At 58.8% G+C, this 18,093-nt stretch carries 20 protein-coding genes; 4 read left to right on the plus strand and 16 right to left on the minus strand.

Annotation, left to right across the window (positions count from 1 at the left end; translation table 11 throughout):
- From VJU77_15125 to VJU77_15155, 7 genes are all read right to left on the minus strand, one after another.
- Positions 1 to 684, minus strand: coding sequence for a hypothetical protein (locus tag VJU77_15125; protein HKP04683.1), 684 nt, complete (start codon positions 682 to 684; stop codon positions 1 to 3).
- 145 nt (positions 685 to 829) lie between these two features.
- Positions 830 to 2,194 (minus strand): NAD-dependent succinate-semialdehyde dehydrogenase, encoded by a 1,365-nt coding sequence (locus VJU77_15130; protein HKP04684.1) that lies wholly within the window; start codon positions 2,192 to 2,194, stop codon positions 830 to 832.
- 122 nt (positions 2,195 to 2,316) lie between these two features.
- Positions 2,317 to 3,774 (minus strand): glycine betaine ABC transporter substrate-binding protein, encoded by a 1,458-nt coding sequence (locus VJU77_15135; GenBank protein ID HKP04685.1) that lies wholly within the window; start codon positions 3,772 to 3,774, stop codon positions 2,317 to 2,319.
- 137 nt (positions 3,775 to 3,911) lie between these two features.
- Positions 3,912 to 4,655 (minus strand): ATP-binding cassette domain-containing protein, encoded by a 744-nt coding sequence (locus VJU77_15140; protein HKP04686.1) that lies wholly within the window; start codon positions 4,653 to 4,655, stop codon positions 3,912 to 3,914.
- Positions 4,656 to 4,943: 288 nt separating this feature from the next.
- A complete protein-coding gene (gene egtD / locus VJU77_15145) occupies positions 4,944 to 5,921 on the minus strand; it encodes an L-histidine N(alpha)-methyltransferase (GenBank protein HKP04687.1) in 978 nt (325 codons plus the stop codon).
- Positions 5,918 to 7,282, minus strand: a complete 1,365-nt coding sequence (gene egtB / locus VJU77_15150) for an ergothioneine biosynthesis protein EgtB (protein HKP04688.1) — start codon at positions 7,280 to 7,282, stop codon at positions 5,918 to 5,920. Before egtB ends, egtD begins: the two co-directional genes overlap by 4 nt.
- A 6-nt stretch (positions 7,283 to 7,288) precedes the next feature.
- The gene (locus tag VJU77_15155; protein ID HKP04689.1) at positions 7,289 to 7,675 is read right to left on the minus strand and encodes a hypothetical protein; all 387 of its coding nucleotides are present in this window, start codon (positions 7,673 to 7,675) and stop codon (positions 7,289 to 7,291) included.
- Between the two features lie 121 nt (positions 7,676 to 7,796).
- Here VJU77_15155 and VJU77_15160 point away from each other — a divergent pair, with 121 nt between their 5' ends.
- Entirely contained in the window at positions 7,797 to 8,684 is an 888-nt protein-coding gene (locus tag VJU77_15160) for an alpha/beta hydrolase (GenBank protein HKP04690.1), read from the plus strand.
- Positions 8,685 to 8,820: 136 nt separating this feature from the next.
- A complete protein-coding gene (locus VJU77_15165; protein ID HKP04691.1) occupies positions 8,821 to 9,894 on the plus strand; it encodes a TIGR00730 family Rossman fold protein in 1,074 nt (357 codons plus the stop codon).
- A 3-nt stretch (positions 9,895 to 9,897) separates the two neighbouring features.
- Here VJU77_15165 and VJU77_15170 read toward each other — a convergent pair whose 3' ends face one another.
- From VJU77_15170 to VJU77_15190, 5 genes are all read right to left on the minus strand, one after another.
- Entirely contained in the window at positions 9,898 to 10,698 is an 801-nt protein-coding gene (locus tag VJU77_15170; GenBank protein HKP04692.1) for an ABC transporter permease subunit, read from the minus strand.
- Positions 10,691 to 11,623, minus strand: a complete 933-nt coding sequence (locus VJU77_15175; GenBank protein ID HKP04693.1) for an ABC transporter ATP-binding protein — start codon at positions 11,621 to 11,623, stop codon at positions 10,691 to 10,693. Before VJU77_15175 ends, VJU77_15170 begins: the two co-directional genes overlap by 8 nt.
- Complete coding sequence (locus tag VJU77_15180) at positions 11,613 to 12,152, minus strand: TlpA disulfide reductase family protein (GenBank protein HKP04694.1); 540 nt, start codon at positions 12,150 to 12,152, stop codon at positions 11,613 to 11,615. The genes VJU77_15175 and VJU77_15180 overlap by 11 nt, the downstream gene beginning before the upstream one ends.
- 16 nt (positions 12,153 to 12,168) lie before the next feature.
- Positions 12,169 to 12,435, minus strand: coding sequence for an acyl carrier protein (locus VJU77_15185; protein ID HKP04695.1), 267 nt, complete (start codon positions 12,433 to 12,435; stop codon positions 12,169 to 12,171).
- 129 nt (positions 12,436 to 12,564) lie between these two features.
- Positions 12,565 to 12,894 carry a twin-arginine translocase TatA/TatE family subunit gene (locus VJU77_15190; protein ID HKP04696.1) on the minus strand — a complete coding sequence of 110 codons (330 nt, stop codon included), beginning with the start codon at positions 12,892 to 12,894 and terminating at the stop codon, positions 12,565 to 12,567.
- A gap of 77 nt (positions 12,895 to 12,971) precedes the next feature.
- Between VJU77_15190 and VJU77_15195 the strand changes: the two genes are divergently transcribed.
- Both VJU77_15195 and VJU77_15200 read left to right on the plus strand, forming a co-directional pair.
- Positions 12,972 to 13,688, plus strand: coding sequence for an FkbM family methyltransferase (locus VJU77_15195; GenBank protein HKP04697.1), 717 nt, complete (start codon positions 12,972 to 12,974; stop codon positions 13,686 to 13,688).
- Between the two features lie 127 nt (positions 13,689 to 13,815).
- Positions 13,816 to 14,613, plus strand: coding sequence for a hypothetical protein (locus VJU77_15200; protein ID HKP04698.1), 798 nt, complete (start codon positions 13,816 to 13,818; stop codon positions 14,611 to 14,613).
- Positions 14,614 to 14,682: 69 nt separating this feature from the next.
- Here VJU77_15200 and VJU77_15205 read toward each other — a convergent pair whose 3' ends face one another.
- From VJU77_15205 to VJU77_15220, 4 genes are all read right to left on the minus strand, one after another.
- Positions 14,683 to 15,162, minus strand: coding sequence for a cupin domain-containing protein (locus VJU77_15205; GenBank protein HKP04699.1), 480 nt, complete (start codon positions 15,160 to 15,162; stop codon positions 14,683 to 14,685).
- A 22-nt stretch (positions 15,163 to 15,184) separates the two neighbouring features.
- A complete protein-coding gene (locus VJU77_15210; GenBank protein HKP04700.1) occupies positions 15,185 to 15,739 on the minus strand; it encodes a metal-dependent hydrolase in 555 nt (184 codons plus the stop codon).
- Between the two features lie 229 nt (positions 15,740 to 15,968).
- Positions 15,969 to 17,396: a type I glutamate--ammonia ligase gene (glnA, locus tag VJU77_15215; GenBank protein HKP04701.1), complete on the minus strand. Its 1,428-nt coding sequence runs from the start codon at positions 17,394 to 17,396 to the stop codon at positions 15,969 to 15,971.
- A gap of 150 nt (positions 17,397 to 17,546) precedes the next feature.
- Positions 17,547 to 17,885, minus strand: coding sequence for a P-II family nitrogen regulator (locus VJU77_15220; GenBank protein HKP04702.1), 339 nt, complete (start codon positions 17,883 to 17,885; stop codon positions 17,547 to 17,549).
- Positions 17,886 to 18,093 lie beyond the last annotated feature (208 nt).

Raw genomic sequence — 18,093 nt, forward strand, 5'->3', positions numbered from 1 at the left:
TTACTCAATCTTCAGAGTCGCGGCCCAGTCTCGAATCTTTTTTAGCGACGGTGTGAATGAGTCGTCGCGCTCCTTCGCCAAAAGAGCGCCGAGTTTTTCCGTCAACTTGTCCGCTTCTTCGTTGCTGTCATTGGCTGGTTTCGCGTGCTCTAACGCTGGATGGGTAATTCGAAAATCGGCGGAGACATAGTATCGACCATCTTTGCTCAGACCCTGGAGCAAATAGACCAGGGTCTCATTGTCGGGCCATTCGCCGATGCCTTGGACAAACCTGGTGACATAGAAGAATCCGCTTCCCCAGGGGGCATCGACAAAACTGGGTTTGACTTCGACGAGATGTCCGGCATTACGCGACGGATAATCGGGAAAACGCGCTTCGTTTTGGCCTTTGTCTTCCCTGTGTTTGAGAACAGCTGATCGTGCCTTTAAAAGTGCGCGCAACTCCTTAACGGAGGATTGAATTGTCTCGTAGGGAGCAGTCTTCATCCCGGATATGTTGAAGACCCGTAGCACATTCCTGGCGGTCATCATGTATCGTGGCCCCTTCTCCAACGATGGATAGCTGCGAAGATCCTCCAGATAGACTGCAGTATTGGGCGGAAAATCATCTGGGAAGGGGCTATTCATTTCCAGCGCCTTTGCTACAGGCGTGCCGGGGTTCGAGAACACATAGAATCGCTTCACGGGCAGGGGGAACGTATCGAAGGAAACGGCCGGCGATTTCTCTTCATCGCTGGCTGCAGCAAGGGCGCTGTTTAAAAGGAATAGAAGGGTTCCGAACTTGAAAAATCCGTGGGGATGCATGGTGACTGAGAGGAAGCTATGATCTTTACGCGATCGAGACAGTCTTCAGGTTGACGAACTCGCGGATTCCATCGACGCCGAGCTCGCGTCCAAAACCGGAACGCTTCGCGCCGCCGAAGGGCAGCCGGGGATCGGAGGCAACCATTTTGTTGATGAAAACCATTCCGGCTTCGAGTTCGTTTGCGAAGATCTCTTTCTCCGCCGGATCGTTGGTCCACGCGCTGGCGCCGAGGCCAAACGAGCTGTCGTTCGCGATCCGGATCGCCTCGGTCGCGTCCTTCGCTCGAAACACACTCGCGACCGGCCCGAAAATCTCTTCGCGATAGGCCGGGGAATCAGGTGGAACATCGGCGAGCACCGTGGGCTCGTAGAAGAAACCGGCGCGCTCGACCCGTTTCCCGCCCGTCAGCAATTTGGCGCCGGCCGCGACCGATTTCTGCACCTGCTCGTCCACGCCGCGCAGGATGGCTTCGGTGGCGAGCGGCCCGATTTCCGTTTCCGGATCGAGCGGATCGCCCACCTTGAGCGACCGCATTCGATTTACGAACTCGTCGAGAAACCGGTCGTAGATTTGTTCCGCCAGGATGAAACGCTTCGCGGCGATGCACGATTGGCCGGCGTTCTGGATTCGCGCCGCGACTCCCGTTTTGATCGCGGCGTCGAGATCGGCGCTCGGCATCACAATCCACGGATCGCTTCCGCCGAGCTCCAGCACGCTCTTCTTGATCTGGCGGGCCGCGGCGCTCGCCACGGCGCTGCCGGCGCGCTCACTCCCGGTCAGCGTCACAGCCATGACTCGCGAGTCGTCAATGATAGGCGCCACCTGTTCTGTTTCGATCAGAAGGTTCTGAAATACGCCCTCGCCGAAGCCCGCTTCGCCGAAGATTTCCTCAATGGCGAGCGCGCATTGCGGGACATTGGCCGCGTGCTTGAGCAGCGCCACGTTGCCCGCCATCACGGCCGGGGCCGCGAAGCGGAACACCTGCCAGAACGGAAAATTCCACGGCATGATCGCGAGGACCGGCCCGATTGGCTCGTAGCGGAGGTAGTTGCGCCCGGTTTCGGTCTCGATCTTCTGGTCGGTCAGAAATCGTTCGGCGTGCTCCGCGTAATACCGGCAGCCGCGCACGCATTTTCCGATTTCGTCCTCGGCGGCGCCCAGGAGCTTGCCCATTTCCAGCGTCATGATTCCGGCGAGACGCGCTTTCTCTTTCTCCAGCGAGTCAGCGGCGGCATTTAGCCAACCCGCCCGTTGGGCGAAGGAAGTCTTTCGGTGGGATTGAAACGCGCGGTCCGCCTTCGCCAATATTTCCTCGATCCGGCGCGAATCGATCGCGGTGAATTTCTTCAGCGTTTCACCGGTGGTCGGATTGACGGAGGCAATGGCCATTATTTCGATTTATCCCGCGCCAATGCTCCATGCAAATGGTAGGGACGGCGCGCTGCGCCTTCCGCCGGATTGGAGAGCGTCGCAAAAACTCTCGGACGCCGCGCGGCGTCCCTACCAGCGGCCTACAACCGCAGTCCTTTTGGAATCAAGAGCCGGTCGAGTAGATCAAAGCTCCATTGCACGAGAAGCGCGAGGACGGCAGCGGGAATCGCGCCCTGCAAGATCGTGACGTGGTCGTTCAAATTCAGGCCGCTCAGGATCGGTTCGCCCAAGCCACCGGCGCCGATGAGGGCGGCGAGAGTGGCTGTTCCGATGTTGATGACGGCGCTGGTCTTGATTCCACCGAGGATCGAACGCGAGGCGATGGGAAGGTAGATTTTCCACAAACGCGCCCGACGTTCCAGGCCGAGGGCGACGGCGGATTCGCGGATCGGCAAGGCGATATCCTGCAGGCCGGTTGCGGTGTTGCGGACAATGGGAAGCAATCCATAAAGGAAAAGCGCGGCAATCGCGGTGCGCGCGCTGATGCCAAGAAAGGGAACCGGCACCAGCAGGGCCAGCAGGGCGAGGGAGGGAATGGTTTGGACCGCGCTCGTTAGGCCGAGAATCACCTGGCCGGTGGCGCCGCCGCGGCTGGCGGCGATGCCAAGCGGAATTCCGACTGCAATCGAGAGGAGCAGGGAAAGCCCCGCCAGCTGCAGGTGCCGGGAGGTCCAGCGCCATAACTTGCGACCGAACGGTTCGCCGATCCGCGGGCCTTGGGACGAAGCGGTGTCGGTAAAATAGAGATCAGCCGCCTGCGCATAGTTTTTCGTCCGTTCCGCTTCGGCGTTGAGTTGGATCATGCGCTTCGCATCCAGCGTTCCCGCCAGCCCCTGCAAAACTGAAATGGCGTTGGCCGGGAGGGCGAGTCGATAAAGGAAAACGGCTTTGTATTGGGGGAAGAATCCGAGATCATCCTCGAGCACGACCAGATCGTACTCGCCGATTTTTGCGTCGGTCGAATAAGCGTCTTTAACGTCGATCGAACCGTTCCGCAGCGCATCGTAACCGAGGCCGTGATCGAGGCCCACGATATTTGTCCCGGCCAGCTGATAGCGAGCGGCCAGTGGTTGCCAGCCGTCCCGCCGATTAAGAAATTCGTGGGTCATCCCGAACTTAAATTCGGGATGGTTTCGCAAATCGCTGATCGTGCGAATTTGTTTTTGCTCCGCGGCAGTGCGTGACATGACCAGGGCGTAGGTGTTGTTAAAGCCAAGCTCGCCGGTCATTCCGACACCGGATTTCGCCAGTAGTTCCTGCATCTCGGCCGCGGTGGTGGTCGCTGGCGTCTTGAGAATTTCCTCGCTGATTGTGCCCGTGTATTCCGGATAGAAGCCGATCTGGTTGCTCCGCAGGGCCTGCCAGAGAATGATGGTCCCTCCCATTCCCTGGCGATGCTCGGTCGGGACGCCGGCATTTTCCAAAGAGCGCTTGGCGATCTCGGCCAGGACATATGATTCGGTGAATTTCTTCGAACCCGCGAGGATCGGCTCCGCCCAACAGGTTGAAGCTCCTAAAATGGAGAGCGCCGTTAGCAAACCAAGGAGGGGCGCTTTCCAAACCGCCCTCTTTTTTGCTGCTGTAGCGACGCCGCTCTGTCGGCGTAACGCGCGCAAGAGCGAAAAGCGCTGGAACCGGCGACAGAGCGCCGTCGCTACAACTCTTATTCCCGTTCTCATATCACCGCGAGCGCTCTCTGCGCGTTGATAAATTCGGTGACGAAAGGGGCGGCCGGTTTCGTTCGCAGATCTTCCAGCGTTCCAATCTGCACGACGCGCCCTTCGCTCATGAGGACAATTTGATCGGCGAGATAAGCGGCTTCCGCCAGATCGTGGGTAACCAGGACGGCGGTCTGATTGAGTCGGGAGAAAATCTCCTTCAGATCTTTCTGCAAAGCCGAGCGAACCAGGGGATCGAGCGCGCCGAGCGGTTCGTCGAGGAGAAGCAACTCCGGCGAAAGGGCCAGGGCCCGCATGAGGCTAATGCGTTGGCGCTGGCCGCCGGAGAGCTCGAGCGGATACCGGTCGAGCGCGGTCGTGGGAAATCGAGTCAGTGCGCAAAGCTCTTCCAGCCGTTTTTCCATCTCCGCCGCGGGCTGTTTCAAATGGCTCGCCATAAGGAGAATGTTTTTCCGCGCGGTGAGATGCGGGAAAAGGCCACCATCCTGGATGACGTAACCAATGCGACGCCGGAGCGCGGAAATATTCGCGGGCGTCACGGCCGCGCCGTCGAAGCGGATCGTTCCCGAGTCTGGATCGAGCAACCGGATGATTAACCGGAGCAGGGTCGATTTGCCGCAGCCGCTGGGGCCGATGAGGACTGTGGTTTTCCCGCGCTCGAAGGCGAGATCAGTCGGGTGAAGGGCGATGGCGCCGCCGTACAGTTTTGTTATTCTCTGAAGCTCGACGAGGGCGCTCACCGTCCTGTTTCTAGCGAAGTCTAAACGTCCCGGCGACGCCTTTCTGTTCTCGACCCGTCGCCCCTTGGCCCAACGGCCTGAGGGCAAGCCGCCTCCATTGTCCCGCATGGAGCCGGCACGCCTTCGTGCCGAGGAGAGGGACCGTGAATCCAAAGCCAGACACATCGCTTGTTGGAGCGCCGGAGGCGCGAAGGATTAGAGCTTGGAGTGAGCGCAGCGAACTCCGGGGCAAGGTAGCAGCCACCCATCAAAACCCCGCGAGGGGTGACGGACGTCCGGCAAGCGCGACTAATCCGCGACCGCGAAATGGAACACGGCAAACCGGCGTTCAGGATCGGTCCAGACGCGGGAGGCTTCGCGGAAACCGGCGGAGACAGCCAGGCGTGTGAACCCTTCTAGCGTGTATTTGTAGGAAAATTCGGTGACGATTTTTTCCCCGCGCGCAAAACGAAATTCCCGACCGCCGAGATGAACGGTCTGGGCCGCCTCGCTGACCAGGTGCATCTCGATGCGTCCTTCGTGTTCGTTGTAAATCGCCTGGTGCCGCCAAAGCGGAAGATCGAAATCCGCGCCCAGTTCGCGATTAGCCCTAACGAGCAGGTTGAGATTGAACTCGGCCGTAACCCCGGCGCTGTCGTTGTAAGCGGCTTCCAAAACTTCGCGGCTCTTCTGGAGGTCGACCCCGATGATCAGGCCGCCGCTCTTGCCGCAGAGGCGGCAGACCCGGCGCAGGAAATCCGCCGCGACCTTCGGTTCCAGATTGCCAATCGTCGAACCCGGGAAAACGACGGCCACGTGATCTGGTTTGCGCAGCGGCTTGGGCAATTGCAGGTCCTGAAGATAATCGCCGCAGACCGGCAGGATCTCGAGCCCCGGCATGGCGCGGCTCAATTCGACTGCGGAATCGGTCAGCCGCTGCTTGGAAATATCGACCGGAACGTAGGCAATCGGATTCTCGAGATTCGCAAGCAACATGCGCGTCTTGATTCCCGCGCCGGTGCCAAAGCCGATCAACTCCGCGTTCGCGCCAATTGATTCGGCCATCTCTTTGCCGTAGCGCCGCAAGAGCTCGGTCTCGGTGCGGGTGATGTAATACTCCGGCAGCTCGCAGATTTTCAGGAAGAGATCCGCGCCGCGTTCGTCGTAAAAGAATTTGCAGGGGAGCGAACGCGGGCGCCGGGAAAGGCCGGCCAGGACTTCCGCGAGGAAATCCGCGTTGACCGGCTCGAGATCGAGGACCGTCACCTTCCCGGTGGCGCCACTCATGTCAGATCGCGGGCCAGCCGGATGCCGGTGAATTGCCAGCGTTTTTCCGGTTGAAAGAAATTCCGGTAGGTCGCGCGAATATGATCTCGCGAAGTGGCGCAGGAGCCGCCGCGGAGCACCATTTGGTTGCACATGAATTTGCCATTGTACTCCCCGAGGGCGCCGGACACCGCGCGATATCCGGGGTAGGGGAGGTAAGCGCTCCGCGTCCATTCCCAGACGTCGCCAAAGATTTGCTGAAGACCGGCAGCTCCATCGCGGCCTGTTGGCAGGCGGTCTCCATTGGCCGGAGCGGGATGAAATCGTTGGTCGTCCACGAAATTGCCTTCGATCGGCAGTTTGGCGGCGGCTCGCTCCCATTCAAACTCGGTTGGGAGCCGTGCCCCGTCCCAGTTCGCGTAGGCATCCGCCTCAAAATAACTGATGTGGGTCACCGGCTCCGATTCCTTGATCGGACGAAAACCGGAGAGAGTGAAATTCCACCAAGCCCCGTCGCGTTGAACCCAATAGAGCGGCGCCCGCCATCCGCCTGAGGCCGGATCATTCACGGTCGTCCAGCCGAGCGAGAGCCAAAACTCCGGGCGCGCATAACCGCCGGCCTCCATAAAGGCAAGATATTCGCCGTTGGTGATGAGGCGGTTCGAAAGTGAGCAGGCGGGGACCAGGGCGCGGTGCCGTGGGCCTTCGTTGTCGTAGGAAAACCCCGCGCCGTCGTGGCCGATCATCTCGATCGTCTCTTCTTCGAAGTCGACGAAACGCTGCGGACCAACGGGGCCATTCGCTGTTTCCGATGGGCCCTCGTGGAAGACCGGATGGAGCGGGTTCTGCGCGAGGACATGCTTGATATCGGTAATGAGCAGCTCCTGATGCTGCTGTTCATGATGAAGACCGAGAGTGAGCACCGGTTCCATTTCCTCGAAAAGCGCTTCGTCCACTTCTCCGAGCAGTTTCATCACGCAATCGTCAATCGATTCGCGGAAGCGAAAGGTCTCGCGCACGGTGGGTCGCGAAATCAGCCCGCGGAGATCGCGCCGGTGCATATCGCCGGCGGCGTTGTAATAGGAATTAAAAAGATAGGCGTATTGCGGCACCTCCGAGCGGTAGCGCTGCATCCAGACTTTGAGAACGAAGGTTTCGAAGAACCAACTCGTGTGAGCGAGATGCCATTTCGTCGGGCTCACGTCCGGCATCGATTGCACGACGTAATCTTCCGGCTCGAGGTTCCGGCAAAGATGGGCGCTGAATTCGCGGACCTTTCGGAAATGGGCAATCAAACGCTGGCGGCGCGAGCCGGACGTTCGAGTGCGGTCTTCGGCGGGGCCGCGGGCTGCCTCGGCCACGAGGGATTCGGTCTCGTTCAAAATAACTCAGCCCTCTTGCTGGAGTTCTTCCCTGCGGGCCTCGACCATCTGGTCGTGGGCGGCTTCTTCGATTCCGTCCGTGACAAGCTGTTCACCGAGATTCTCTTCGTCTTCGATTCGAGGCGCGCGATGGCCGGTCGATGATGCCACCACATTCCATTCTTCGACGACCTCGGCATTTTCGTTGGTCTCCTCCGGAGCGCCGACCGATTGGTCGCCGAGCAACTCGCGCCGGGCCTGATCCCAATCCGCGTCGGTAAATTCATCGGGATCGCGTTCCGCGATCAGCGCGATTTCGCGCGCCCGTTTTTCCACCGTGTCCGGCGAGGGGGCACCAAGTCCGTCGCCATGCAGAGAGATTTTTCCGGCAGCCTGGTGTGAATTGTCGTTCATATTAGTAATACGCAGACGAGCTGCGCCCTGTTTGCATTGTCTTCAGGGATTATCGATTCAGCTCCCGCGAAAGGCAATCTTCCGTTTGGCGCCCGCGAGTGCAGATTACGGGGCGGGTCCCATGAAAATTCGAACGGAAAAAATTGCGCTGGAGAGTGGCGGACAGATCGCGCTGAGTGAATACGGGGATCCGGCGGGCGCGCCGATTTTCTTTTGTCACGGCTGGCCCAGCTCGCGGACCATGGCCGAGCTGGCGCACGACGCGGCGCGCGATCTTGGCTTGCGCATCATCTCGCCGGACCGGCCCGGAATTCGCGATTCGCAATTCCAACCGAACCGCCGCCTCGTCGATTGGCCGCCGTTGTTGAACGAAATCGCCGACCGTCTCGGGATCGAGCGGTTCCGAATCCTTGGAATTTCCGGAGGGGCGCCTTATGCGTTCGCCAGCGGCTGGATGAGTCCCCAGCGCGTCGAAAAGATTGCGATTGTGAGCGGGGCCCCGCCGCTGGATCGACTGGACGATCTCGATGGCCTTCTTCCGATCCATCGGCGGATGCTCGTGTTCCGCAAGAAGAGTCCGCGCTTGCTCAAGCTTCTATTTCATCTGGCCCGGCCTTTTGTCGCAATGCGAATGCCGATCCGGGTTCGACCGCTGCTCCTGAAATTTCTCCAGCCGTGCGACGCGAACGTGTTGCAAGAATCCCGTAAGTTCGACATTTGTTTCGACAGCGCTCGCCATGCCTGGCGCTCCTCCGCCCTCGGCGTCATGACCGACGCCGAGGTTTATGCGACGCCATGGGGATTTGCGCTCGAAGATATTCGTATCCCGGTCGCCCTTTGGCATGGAACGAAAGACCGGACCTTCGCGCCCCGGCTCGCGCACGACGTGGCAAATCGTTTGCCGAACTGCGAGTTCCATCTGGTCGAGGGCGCCGGGCATTATTCGCTCCCGATTCGTTACATTCACGAAATTCTGTCGGACCTGGGTGGATCGAGTCCCGCCGCTTGAAGTCAGATAGCGGGCGCGACCGCGCGCATAGCGCCCGGTCCACCTTTAAGCGCCGGTCCATCTTTAAGGGCGGGTCCAGTTTCGCGAGCCGCTACCTTTCTTTTGCGCAGCCGCGCGCCATGGCCGAAACTTTGCGGTGGAAGATTTCACGGCTGGAACGACTCACAATCAGCCGGCCCGGCGCCAGTCATCAATCGATCCGCCGTTTGACGAGCGGGTGCGCCAGCTTGTGGCCGACTGGGGCGCGGAGAAATCACCCGAGCTGATCCAGGAAATGATCATCACCGCGCTCAAGATGGCGCGGGACAAAATCGGCACGGGCGACCTCAAGCTCATGAACCGGTCGCTCAAGGAGATGCATTACGCGGCGAAGGTCTTTTCGGAGTACCGCCAGTTCCGCAAAGTCTGTGTCTTCGGTTCCGCGCGGACTCCGCCCAGCGACGCGCAATACCAGGTGGCGGAGGATTTCGCGCGCCAGATGGTCGCGAACAATTTCATGGTCATCACCGGCGGCGGCGAGGGCATCATGGGCGCCGCCCAGCTCGGGGCGGGCCGGGAACACAGCTTCGGACTCAACATTCGTCTTCCCTTCGAGCAGCACGCCAACATCACCATCGAGGGCGACCGCAAGCTGATTAACTTCAACTATTTCTTCACCCGGAAATTGAATTTCGTGAAGGAAACTCACGCCTTCGCTCTTTTCCCGGGCGGCTTTGGAACGATGGACGAAGGCTTCGAAGCGCTTACCCTCATGCAAACCGGCAAGGCCCGGATTATCCCGATCGTGCTCTTGGACCGCCCCGGCGGCACCTACTGGCAGACCTGGTTGAATTTCATTAAGGAGCATCTTTTCAAGTTTGGTTACGTCGACTCAGAAGACTTCAATTTCTTCAAGATCATGCCGAACGTGTCCGATGCGGTGACGGAAATCGTTCGCTTTTACAGCGTCTATCAATCGTCCCGCTGGGTTGGAGAAGCGTTGTCCGTCCGCCTGGCACGCAAACTTTCCGGCCGGGCGGTCGCGAAATTGAACCACGATTTTGCCGACGTCGTCCGCACCGGCGAATTCGTGCAGGGAACGGCGTTACGTCAGGAGAAAAACGAGCCGGATATTTGGGAATTGCCCCGCCTGATCTTTACTCCGCATCGACGCAGCTTCGGCCGCTTGCGTCAGCTCATCGACGCGATCAACGGGGCGGAGCTCGCGTGAGCGTCAACGAAGCCGCAGCTCGCGCCGCTTGAAAATAACGCATGCGATCAGCAGGACAGCACCGGCATAGAGAAGATTTTCCAGCAACACCTGACCGTAGAGGACATATTTCGGGTCCACCATTTCCTTCTTAAAACTGTCTTCAATCAGATCGACCTGCATTCGAGCGGGAGCGAGATAATAGGCGAAAAACGATGGGACGCGATATAACCAGAACGGATGTCCCATCGTGCTCTTCACCAACGTTGGCAGGATGGTGAGGAGGAAGGTAAGGGCGCCGGCGGCGGCAGGAGGTAGAACCACGCTGAGCCCGACACTCACGCCGCTAAAAAACGTTGCGTGGACGAACAAATCAACGAGCCCCAGCCAGAAGAGCGAGCCGTATTGAAGATGGAAGAAGCTGCCCCAGAGGAGAGCGCCGACAATGCCGAAGAGGAGGAACGCCCAGAGGAACAACAGGACTCCGATCCATCGCCCGAGGAGATACGTCCAGCGCGCCACCGGACGCGCCAAGACTGTCACGATCGTTTTCGATTTGAGTTCCGAGGGAATCGCTGTCGCGCCGAGAAACAAGGCGAGAAAAAACGCGGCGGAGTCCCAGGTTTCGAGAATTCTTACGAAGCTCTGCTTGGCCATATTAATCACGACCTGGGTCTCGCCGGCCTGCTCGGCCATGCGAGCGTAAACCATCTCGCTGCCTAGCAGAGCAATGACGATGAGCGAAAGAATCAGAACCAGATAAAGGACCCGGCGATGAAGCGTCTCTTGAAACGACGTCAGGATGATCGCGCGCAGCTTAACCATGGGAGGTCCCTCCGGCGTATTTCATGTAAAGATCTTCGAGCGAGCGAGTCCGGCGAACAGAACCGATCTCGGCATTGGCTTCGAGTAAATGCCGAAGCAAACTACTTTTGTCCGCGGTCGAACAGCGCACCACAACATCGGCCCCCTGTTCGCGAAGATCGGAGGCGCCGATCGATTCCCGAACGCGTGGCGAGCAATTGACAACTTCGATTTCCCATTCGTCCGGACCGCCGCGAAGCGACGCCATGGTGGCGGAGAACGCAACCGAGCCTTGACGGAGAATAACGACATGATCGCAGGTGCGTTCCACGTCAGACAAGATGTGACTGCTCAGGAAAACCGTCGTGCCGCGATTTTTTTCTTCGAGAATAATTTCCGCCACGAGTTTGCGCCCTTCCGGGTCGAGACCCGTGGTCGGCTCGTCGAGAATCAGCAGTTCTGGCTGATGCAAAAGCGCCTGGGCTAGTCCCAGCCGCTGGACCATTCCTTTCGAAAAGCCGCGCACTTTTCGATTGCTCGCGGCCTGAAGCCCCAGGCGCGCAAGCTGACGGGGGACAGCCTCGGCGATTTTCTCTTTCGGCATTTCCGCGAGCTGACCATAGAAACGCAAAGCCCGCTCGGCCGTCTTGAATCCGTAAGTATGAAAGATTTCCGATTGGAAGCCAATGCGACGGCGAGCGGCTTCGCTTTTCGGCGGCAGACCAAAAAGACGAATTCGCCCGCGGTCTGGATTCAAGAGACCGAGCAACGCGTAGATAGTTGTCGTTTTCCCCGCACCGTTTGGTCCCACGAAGGCAACAACGCTCCCACGCTCGACGCGCAGATTTAGATCAAACACCGCCTGGACCTGGCGCCGTCGTAACCGGCTGCGAAATGCTTTGCTCAGCTCCTCGACCTCGATAATCGCGGAGCCGTCAAGGTTCATGCTGCTTCTGCTGCCGAAGGTAGTTCTCGACCGTGAATTGGAGGTAAGGGTCAACGCCCACGAGAACCTGGAGGACCTTGCCGTCCTGCCCGACGAGAATCGTGGTCGGCAGCGCCTCCGCCCCTAATTGCTTGAAGACGGACGAATCCCTGTCGATCAGAACCGGGAATGCGGCTGGCCTGCTTCTCAGATACGAGTCTGCTTTTTCGCGCTGTTTATCGACATTGATGGCGAGCACGGAGAATCCTTCGGCTTTCTTGCTTGCGTAAAGTTTTTCGAGCTCCGGCATCTCCATTCGGCATGGAGTACACCAGGAGGCCCAAAACGTAATCAGCACCATTCTGTTTTGGCGCGAGACGTCACTAAATTTTACCATTTGGCCGTTGGTATCCGGCAAGCTGAAGTCGGGCATTGCTTGACCGAGCTTGACCGAAGTGAGGGGGCTCTCTTTTGTGTTGAGCTGGTTCTTGACCTTGATACTGAAGAGTGCGAATCCGGCCAGAAGCAGGAGGGCGATCGCAGCTTTCATTCCGGGGATGGCATCCTCAGGCGGCCGCGCGTTTCTCCAGGATGTAATCGTGGATGGTGTTGACCGTCCGGAGCGCTTTGGCCGCCACTTCGGAATTCGGGACGCCGACGCCGAAAGTTTTTTCCATGCTGACGACCAGTTCGAGCGCGTCAATGGAATCAAGCCCCAGGCCGCCGGGCCCGAAGAGAGGAAGGTCATCACCGATTTCCGCCGCGGTCGTCTGAAGCATCAGGTTCTTGACCAGCATTTCCTTGATGCTGGTGCGCAGGTCGGTGTCGGGCATGGCAATCGGGTCAGTAGGAAGGATCGCGTCGTTCGCGAACGCGAGCCGCGACTGTGTCGCAATGTCCGGGCAACGTCAAATTGCCCTTATCTGAAGCCCACGGCACGTGGGCGTGCCGCCTCCAGGGGCTTAAACCCGATCCGTCCGGTCGGGATTCGGTGTCCGAGCCTGATCCGGTTCGGTCCGGACTTCGGTCGCGGCGACATTCGCCGGCGAATTCTCAATGCGAGGAACGGTTGCCGCCGGGGTCTTGACGTCGGTCTTTGCCACATCCGTTTTCCCGGCGCTATGCAGCTCGTCGCTGAACTCATCTTTCGCTTTCTGAAATTCCTTGATAGCCGAGCCCATCCCGCGTGCGAGTTCCGGCAATTTCTTCGCGCCGAAGAGCACGAGAACGATCAGGAGGATGATGATCAAGTCAGGTCCGCCAAGGTTGGGCAGTAAAGCGAACAAGCTCATAATGGGCAAGCATCTGCCCATCTCCATAAGTTGCAAGGCATTTCATGGTCTGGCAGAGGCATGCTATGTAAGGACGCATGGCTCGCCTTGGACAGGAGCTCAGGTCGCTTTTGGACAAGAAATATCGCCGCGCCTTTCGCAACCTGCGCCACCTTCCGCGACTGCCCTACCGTTATGTGATCGACGGTGGAGCGAACCGCGGCGCGTTTACCGACGCGTTCCTCCGGCTGCACAATCCGGAACGCGTCATCCTCGTCGAAGCAATTCCCGAATTGGCGGGGAAGCTGCGGACGAGATACGCAAGTGATCCGCGCCTTGCCGTGGTGGCTGCGGCGCTCTCCGATCGCAACGGCGAGGCACGTTTTGAAATCAATCGGTCCGAAGCCTCTAGCTCGCTGCTTCCGATCGATTCACGAAATTCAAAGTGGTTTGGGCGTGATCTGACTGTGGCAAAGACAGTAACGGTTCCCACCGTGACGCTGCCGGAGTTGATGACGCAGCAAGGATTACAAAGCGTCGACCTGCTGAAACTAGATCTGCAAGGCGCGGAGCGACTGGTTCTGACTGGCGCCGCCGACGTGCTCGATCGTGTCCAGGTCATCTACACGGAAGTGTTCTTTGAGCAGCTCTATGCCGGCGCCTGGCTCTTCTGGGAATCGAACGAATTTCTTTCCGAGCGCGGGTTCAAGTTGTGTGGCTTGTCCAACATCGTCCACGCCGCCGACGGCGACCTTGTCCAAGCCAACGCCACGTTCAGGCGAGTTCATGGAGACGGCCTGCCATCAGGCCGTTGAGGGAAAGCGCAGCCTCGCATTGCGCCTCCGGCACGATGGTGCAGGCTCCATTCTGAGCTCCACCCCGAGGTGGCCAGACCCGAAAACGGCGGTTGCAAACCGCCGCTCCTTGATTGCAACATCAAGCATGCGGTTTCTGATTTTCGGAATCATTTCGCTTGGGTTGCTGTCCTCCAGCCAGGCCGCCACTCTTGCCGGCCAGCAGGTCCAGCCCGGCGGCAAGATCGAGATCCGCTTCCCAGTCTCGAAATATTTCCAGGATATCGCGGCGCAGGCCGGCAACCCCAAGGTGGACACCGGCCGCGCCGTCCTGACGTTTCCGCCGTCCTTCGATCCAGCGCGCACCTGGCCTATCCTCATCGTCACCTCCACGAGCGATTTCCATCGGACCAGTGTGATGGATGCCGAATGGTATCGCGCGCCCGCGACCGCGGAAGGCTGGATCGTGCTCGGAGCGGACGCGACGATCAGTCCGCGCATCGATTCCACCCAGTGGCGTTTGGCCATGCTGGCGGCGGCGCTGGAAGCCATTCGGAAGGAATGGCCCCAGAGTGCGCGATGGCCGGTGGCCTTTGCTGGGTTTTCAGGCGGGTCCAAACGCAGCGGCACGCTCGGCGCGATGCTGGCAAAGAGCGGTTCGGTCAGGATCTGTGGATTTTTCCTGAGCGGCATGAACGAGGACCGCCTCAGCGAAGGTTATAAGAGCTATCAGCCGGGTGCGGGCTTTCTGGAAGTGCCAGTCTGGTTGAGCAGTGGCGATCGCGATACCGTGGCGCTACCGCAAAGTCATATTCTCGTTAAGGCATCTCTCGAACGCACCGGGTTCAAACGCGTCCGGCTCGAACAATTCAACGGCGGCCACCAGCTCAAGATGTCAGAAGTGCGGCGCGCGTTGCAGTGGTTTCGGCAACTGGGGCGATTCTGATCCGAGATGCGAGATGCGAGATGCGGGATGCGAGATAACAAGCTTCTATCCCGCATCCCGGATCGCGTCTCATTCCTCGCCGTCGAAATAATCGAGAGATTCTCCGCGCAGAAGTCTCCGCTCAGGCGAACGGACCAGCCACTTCTTGCTGTCGGGATAGTAGGCCGATTCGCCGATTGGATTGTCCGCCACGAGGAACATGACCAGGTCTTCGGACCCATCGTTCAGGAACGTGTGCGGTTCTTCCGGCAGGAAAATAAAGGCGTCGCCGCTCTCAATCGGCGTCGTTCCGTCCTTGTGCCGCACGACCCCTTTGCCCGAAAGCACGTAGTAAAACTCCCATTGCGCGCTGTGGGAATGATACGGATACGGAATTTTTCCCGGCGGAACGCGGGTGATCTCGACATCGAACGGATGCCGTTCCATCAAATCGGTCGAAGTGGGCTTTCGTCCCAGCGAGATGGAAATGTTTTTCCCCGCGCCGCCGAACTTGCCACTCGGCGATGCCCAGGTTTCCTCGGTGATGTCGTTGATGTTTACCTTGTTCATATCTGTTCGATTCTATCGGACCCTAAGCCGGCTTGATGTTGCCCTTTTGGCATATTCTCCGAATCAGTAGCGCGGCGATCGAAAAAGCGAGAGCAGGCAACCATACCCACACGAATTCGCTCAAGAGAACAGAAATTCCACGGCCCGAGAAAAAGCTCAGACCCACTGGCGAGACTGAAATGGGAGTTACTGGGAAGAAATACCTGCCGGTATTGAAGGGACTGAAAAACGCGACGCCGAGGCCTCCGTCTGTGAATGCATCGAGGAGTCCATGAGACGCGGCCGCCAGAAAAAGGTAGAGCCATGTCCAACGGCGTTGCATCGATAAATCGGTTCGGCGGGATGCCCAAAGCAGCGCGACGGAAGCCAGCAAAGCAGCAAACAGAATCGAGTGGGTAAGTCCACGATGGCCCAAGAGATCGCCATACTCGATCCCGAACCGGGAGCCGATTACGTCAATATCCGGCGCAATCGACACAGCAACCCCAAGCTCCGTCAAACGCCGCGGCACGGACCGCGCCGGGAAGCCGGCCATTAGCGCCACCGCGACCGCAGCGTGAGAAATTATGGTCGGCATATTCCGGGTGTCTCTAGCTTCTGCAGAAGGAATTGCCGGGCACGGAGGCCCAGGTTTCCTAGGTGATGTCCCTGATGTTTACCTTTTGCATCACGTGGATTATCGCAAAGCTTCAAGGAGCGGCGGTTTGCAACCGCCGACCCAATCGAAGGCGGCAGAGCGCATCACTAACATAGTCGGCGGTAAAGACACCGCCGCTATGTCGCTCGACCTCGCGGGCCTCCATTGTTTACACGTCGTAATACATCGCGAACTCGTACGGATGAGGACGGAGACGCAGGGCGTCGTATTCCTTTTGTTTCATCTCGATCCAGTTCGCCACGAAGTCGGCGTTGAAGACGTCGCCTTTGAGCAGGAAACTGTGATCGTCACTCAAGGCCTTGATGGCGCCGCTCAAGGAATCGGGAACACTCGGGACGTTGGCGAGCTCTTCCGGCGGGAGCTCGTAGAGGTTTTTGTCGAGCGGATCACCGGGATCGATGCGGCTTTGGATTCCATCCAGGCCGGCGAGCAACAGGGCGGAAAAGGCGAGGTACGGATTCGCCGCGGGATCCGGGGTGCGGAACTCGATTCGTTTTGCCTTCGGGTTGGCCGAATAGGTCGGAATTCGGATCGCGGCGGAGCGGTTCCGGGCGGAATACGCAAGGTTGACCGGTGCTTCGAAGCCGGGAACGAGGCGCTTGTAACTGTTGGTCGTCGGATTTGTCAGGCAGGTGAGCGCGGGGGCATGCCGGAGAATTCCGCCGATGAAAAAGAGCGCCATCTCACTCAGGCCGGCGTAGCCATTGCCGGCGAAAAGCGGTTTCCCATCCTTCCAGAGAGACATGTGGGTGTGCATCCCCGAACCGTTATCGCCATAGAGCGGCTTCGGCATGAACGTCACGGTTTTGTTGTGCTTCTTCGCCACGTTCCGGACGATGTACTTGTAATACTGGAGGTGGTCGGCCATCGCTTTCATGGGCGCGAAACGAATGTCGATCTCGGCCTGGCCGGCGGTCGCGACTTCGTGATGCTGGCGCTCAATCGGGATGCCGGCTTTCTCGAGCTCAAGGCACATTTCGTTGCGGAGGTCCTGCAAACTGTCCGCCGGCGCGACCGGGAAATAACCCTCTTTCGCGCGAATCTTGTAACCGAGGTTTGGAAATTCCTCGCGGGCGCTGTTCCAATGGCCTTCCGAGCTATCCACCAAATGATAGGAGGAGTTGCCGGAGTAATTGAAACGAACTTCGTCGAAGATAAAAAATTCCGCTTCCGGCCCGAAGAAAGCCGTGTCTGCGATGCCGGTGCTCTGGAGATACGCTTCCGCTTTTTCGGCGACGCCGCGCGGGTCGCGATCGTAAGGCTCGCGCGTGATCGGATCGACGATGGTGCAGATGAGGCTGAGAGTTGGTTCGGCGTTAAAGACGTCCACCCACGCCGTCGCTGGGTCGGGAATTACGAGCATGTCGCTGGCGTTGATCGCGCGCCAGCCGCGGATGCTGGAGCCATCGAACCCAAGGCCGTCGGTAAAAATCTCTTCGTTATATTCGGTGAGAGTCGTGGTGAAATGCTGCCAGGAGCCCGGCAAATCGGTGAACTTGAAGTCCACGAGCTTGATCTCGTGGTCCTTGATCATTTTGCTGACGTCTGCGGGAGTTTTGTCTTTGTCTTTGGCCATGGGATTGGTTGGAGTGGTGGAGTAATGGAGTGGTGGATTGGAGAAAATCGCTAAATCATTAAGTCGCTAATTCGCTAAATGGAGACGCCGCGGAACGCGGGGTCGAGGGACTGGTGGTGTGGCGTGAGGCGAAGATGGGGCGTGATTTCGTCACACCGCCTTTTCGCCAATCTCCTCCGTGCGGATACGCACGGCGTGCTCGACCGGGAGCACAAAAACCTTTCCGTCGCCAATCTTGCCCGTCTTGGCGGCAGCCACGACAACGCTGACGGCCTTGTCCACCATTTCGTCGGCGAGCACGACTTCGACTTTCACTTTCGGCAGGAAATCGACTGTATATTCGCTGCCGCGATAAATTTCCGTGTGGCCTTTCTGGCGCCCGAACCCTTTCACTTCCGTCACGGTCATGCCTTCGATGCCGAGCTCGGCAAGGGCTTCCTTCACTTCCTCGAGTTTGAACGGCTTGATGATCGCTTCGAGTTTTTTCATGCGTTTTACAGTGGTGGTGTCCGATCGATTTTCAATCGGCTTCGTGCAAGAAAATCAGAGAAGACACCGGCAGCGCAAGCGCTGAATTTCCACCCGGTGCATCGCGAATGTTCGGGCACCGTAATCCTCCTCGTCCTCGTCCTTCCAAAGCAACGCAAAATCGAGGACGAGGACCGAGGACGAGGACGACAACGTGCGCTGCTGACAA

The organism is Chthoniobacterales bacterium (assembly GCA_035274845.1).
GTDB lineage: Bacteria > Verrucomicrobiota > Verrucomicrobiia > Chthoniobacterales > UBA10450 > AV80.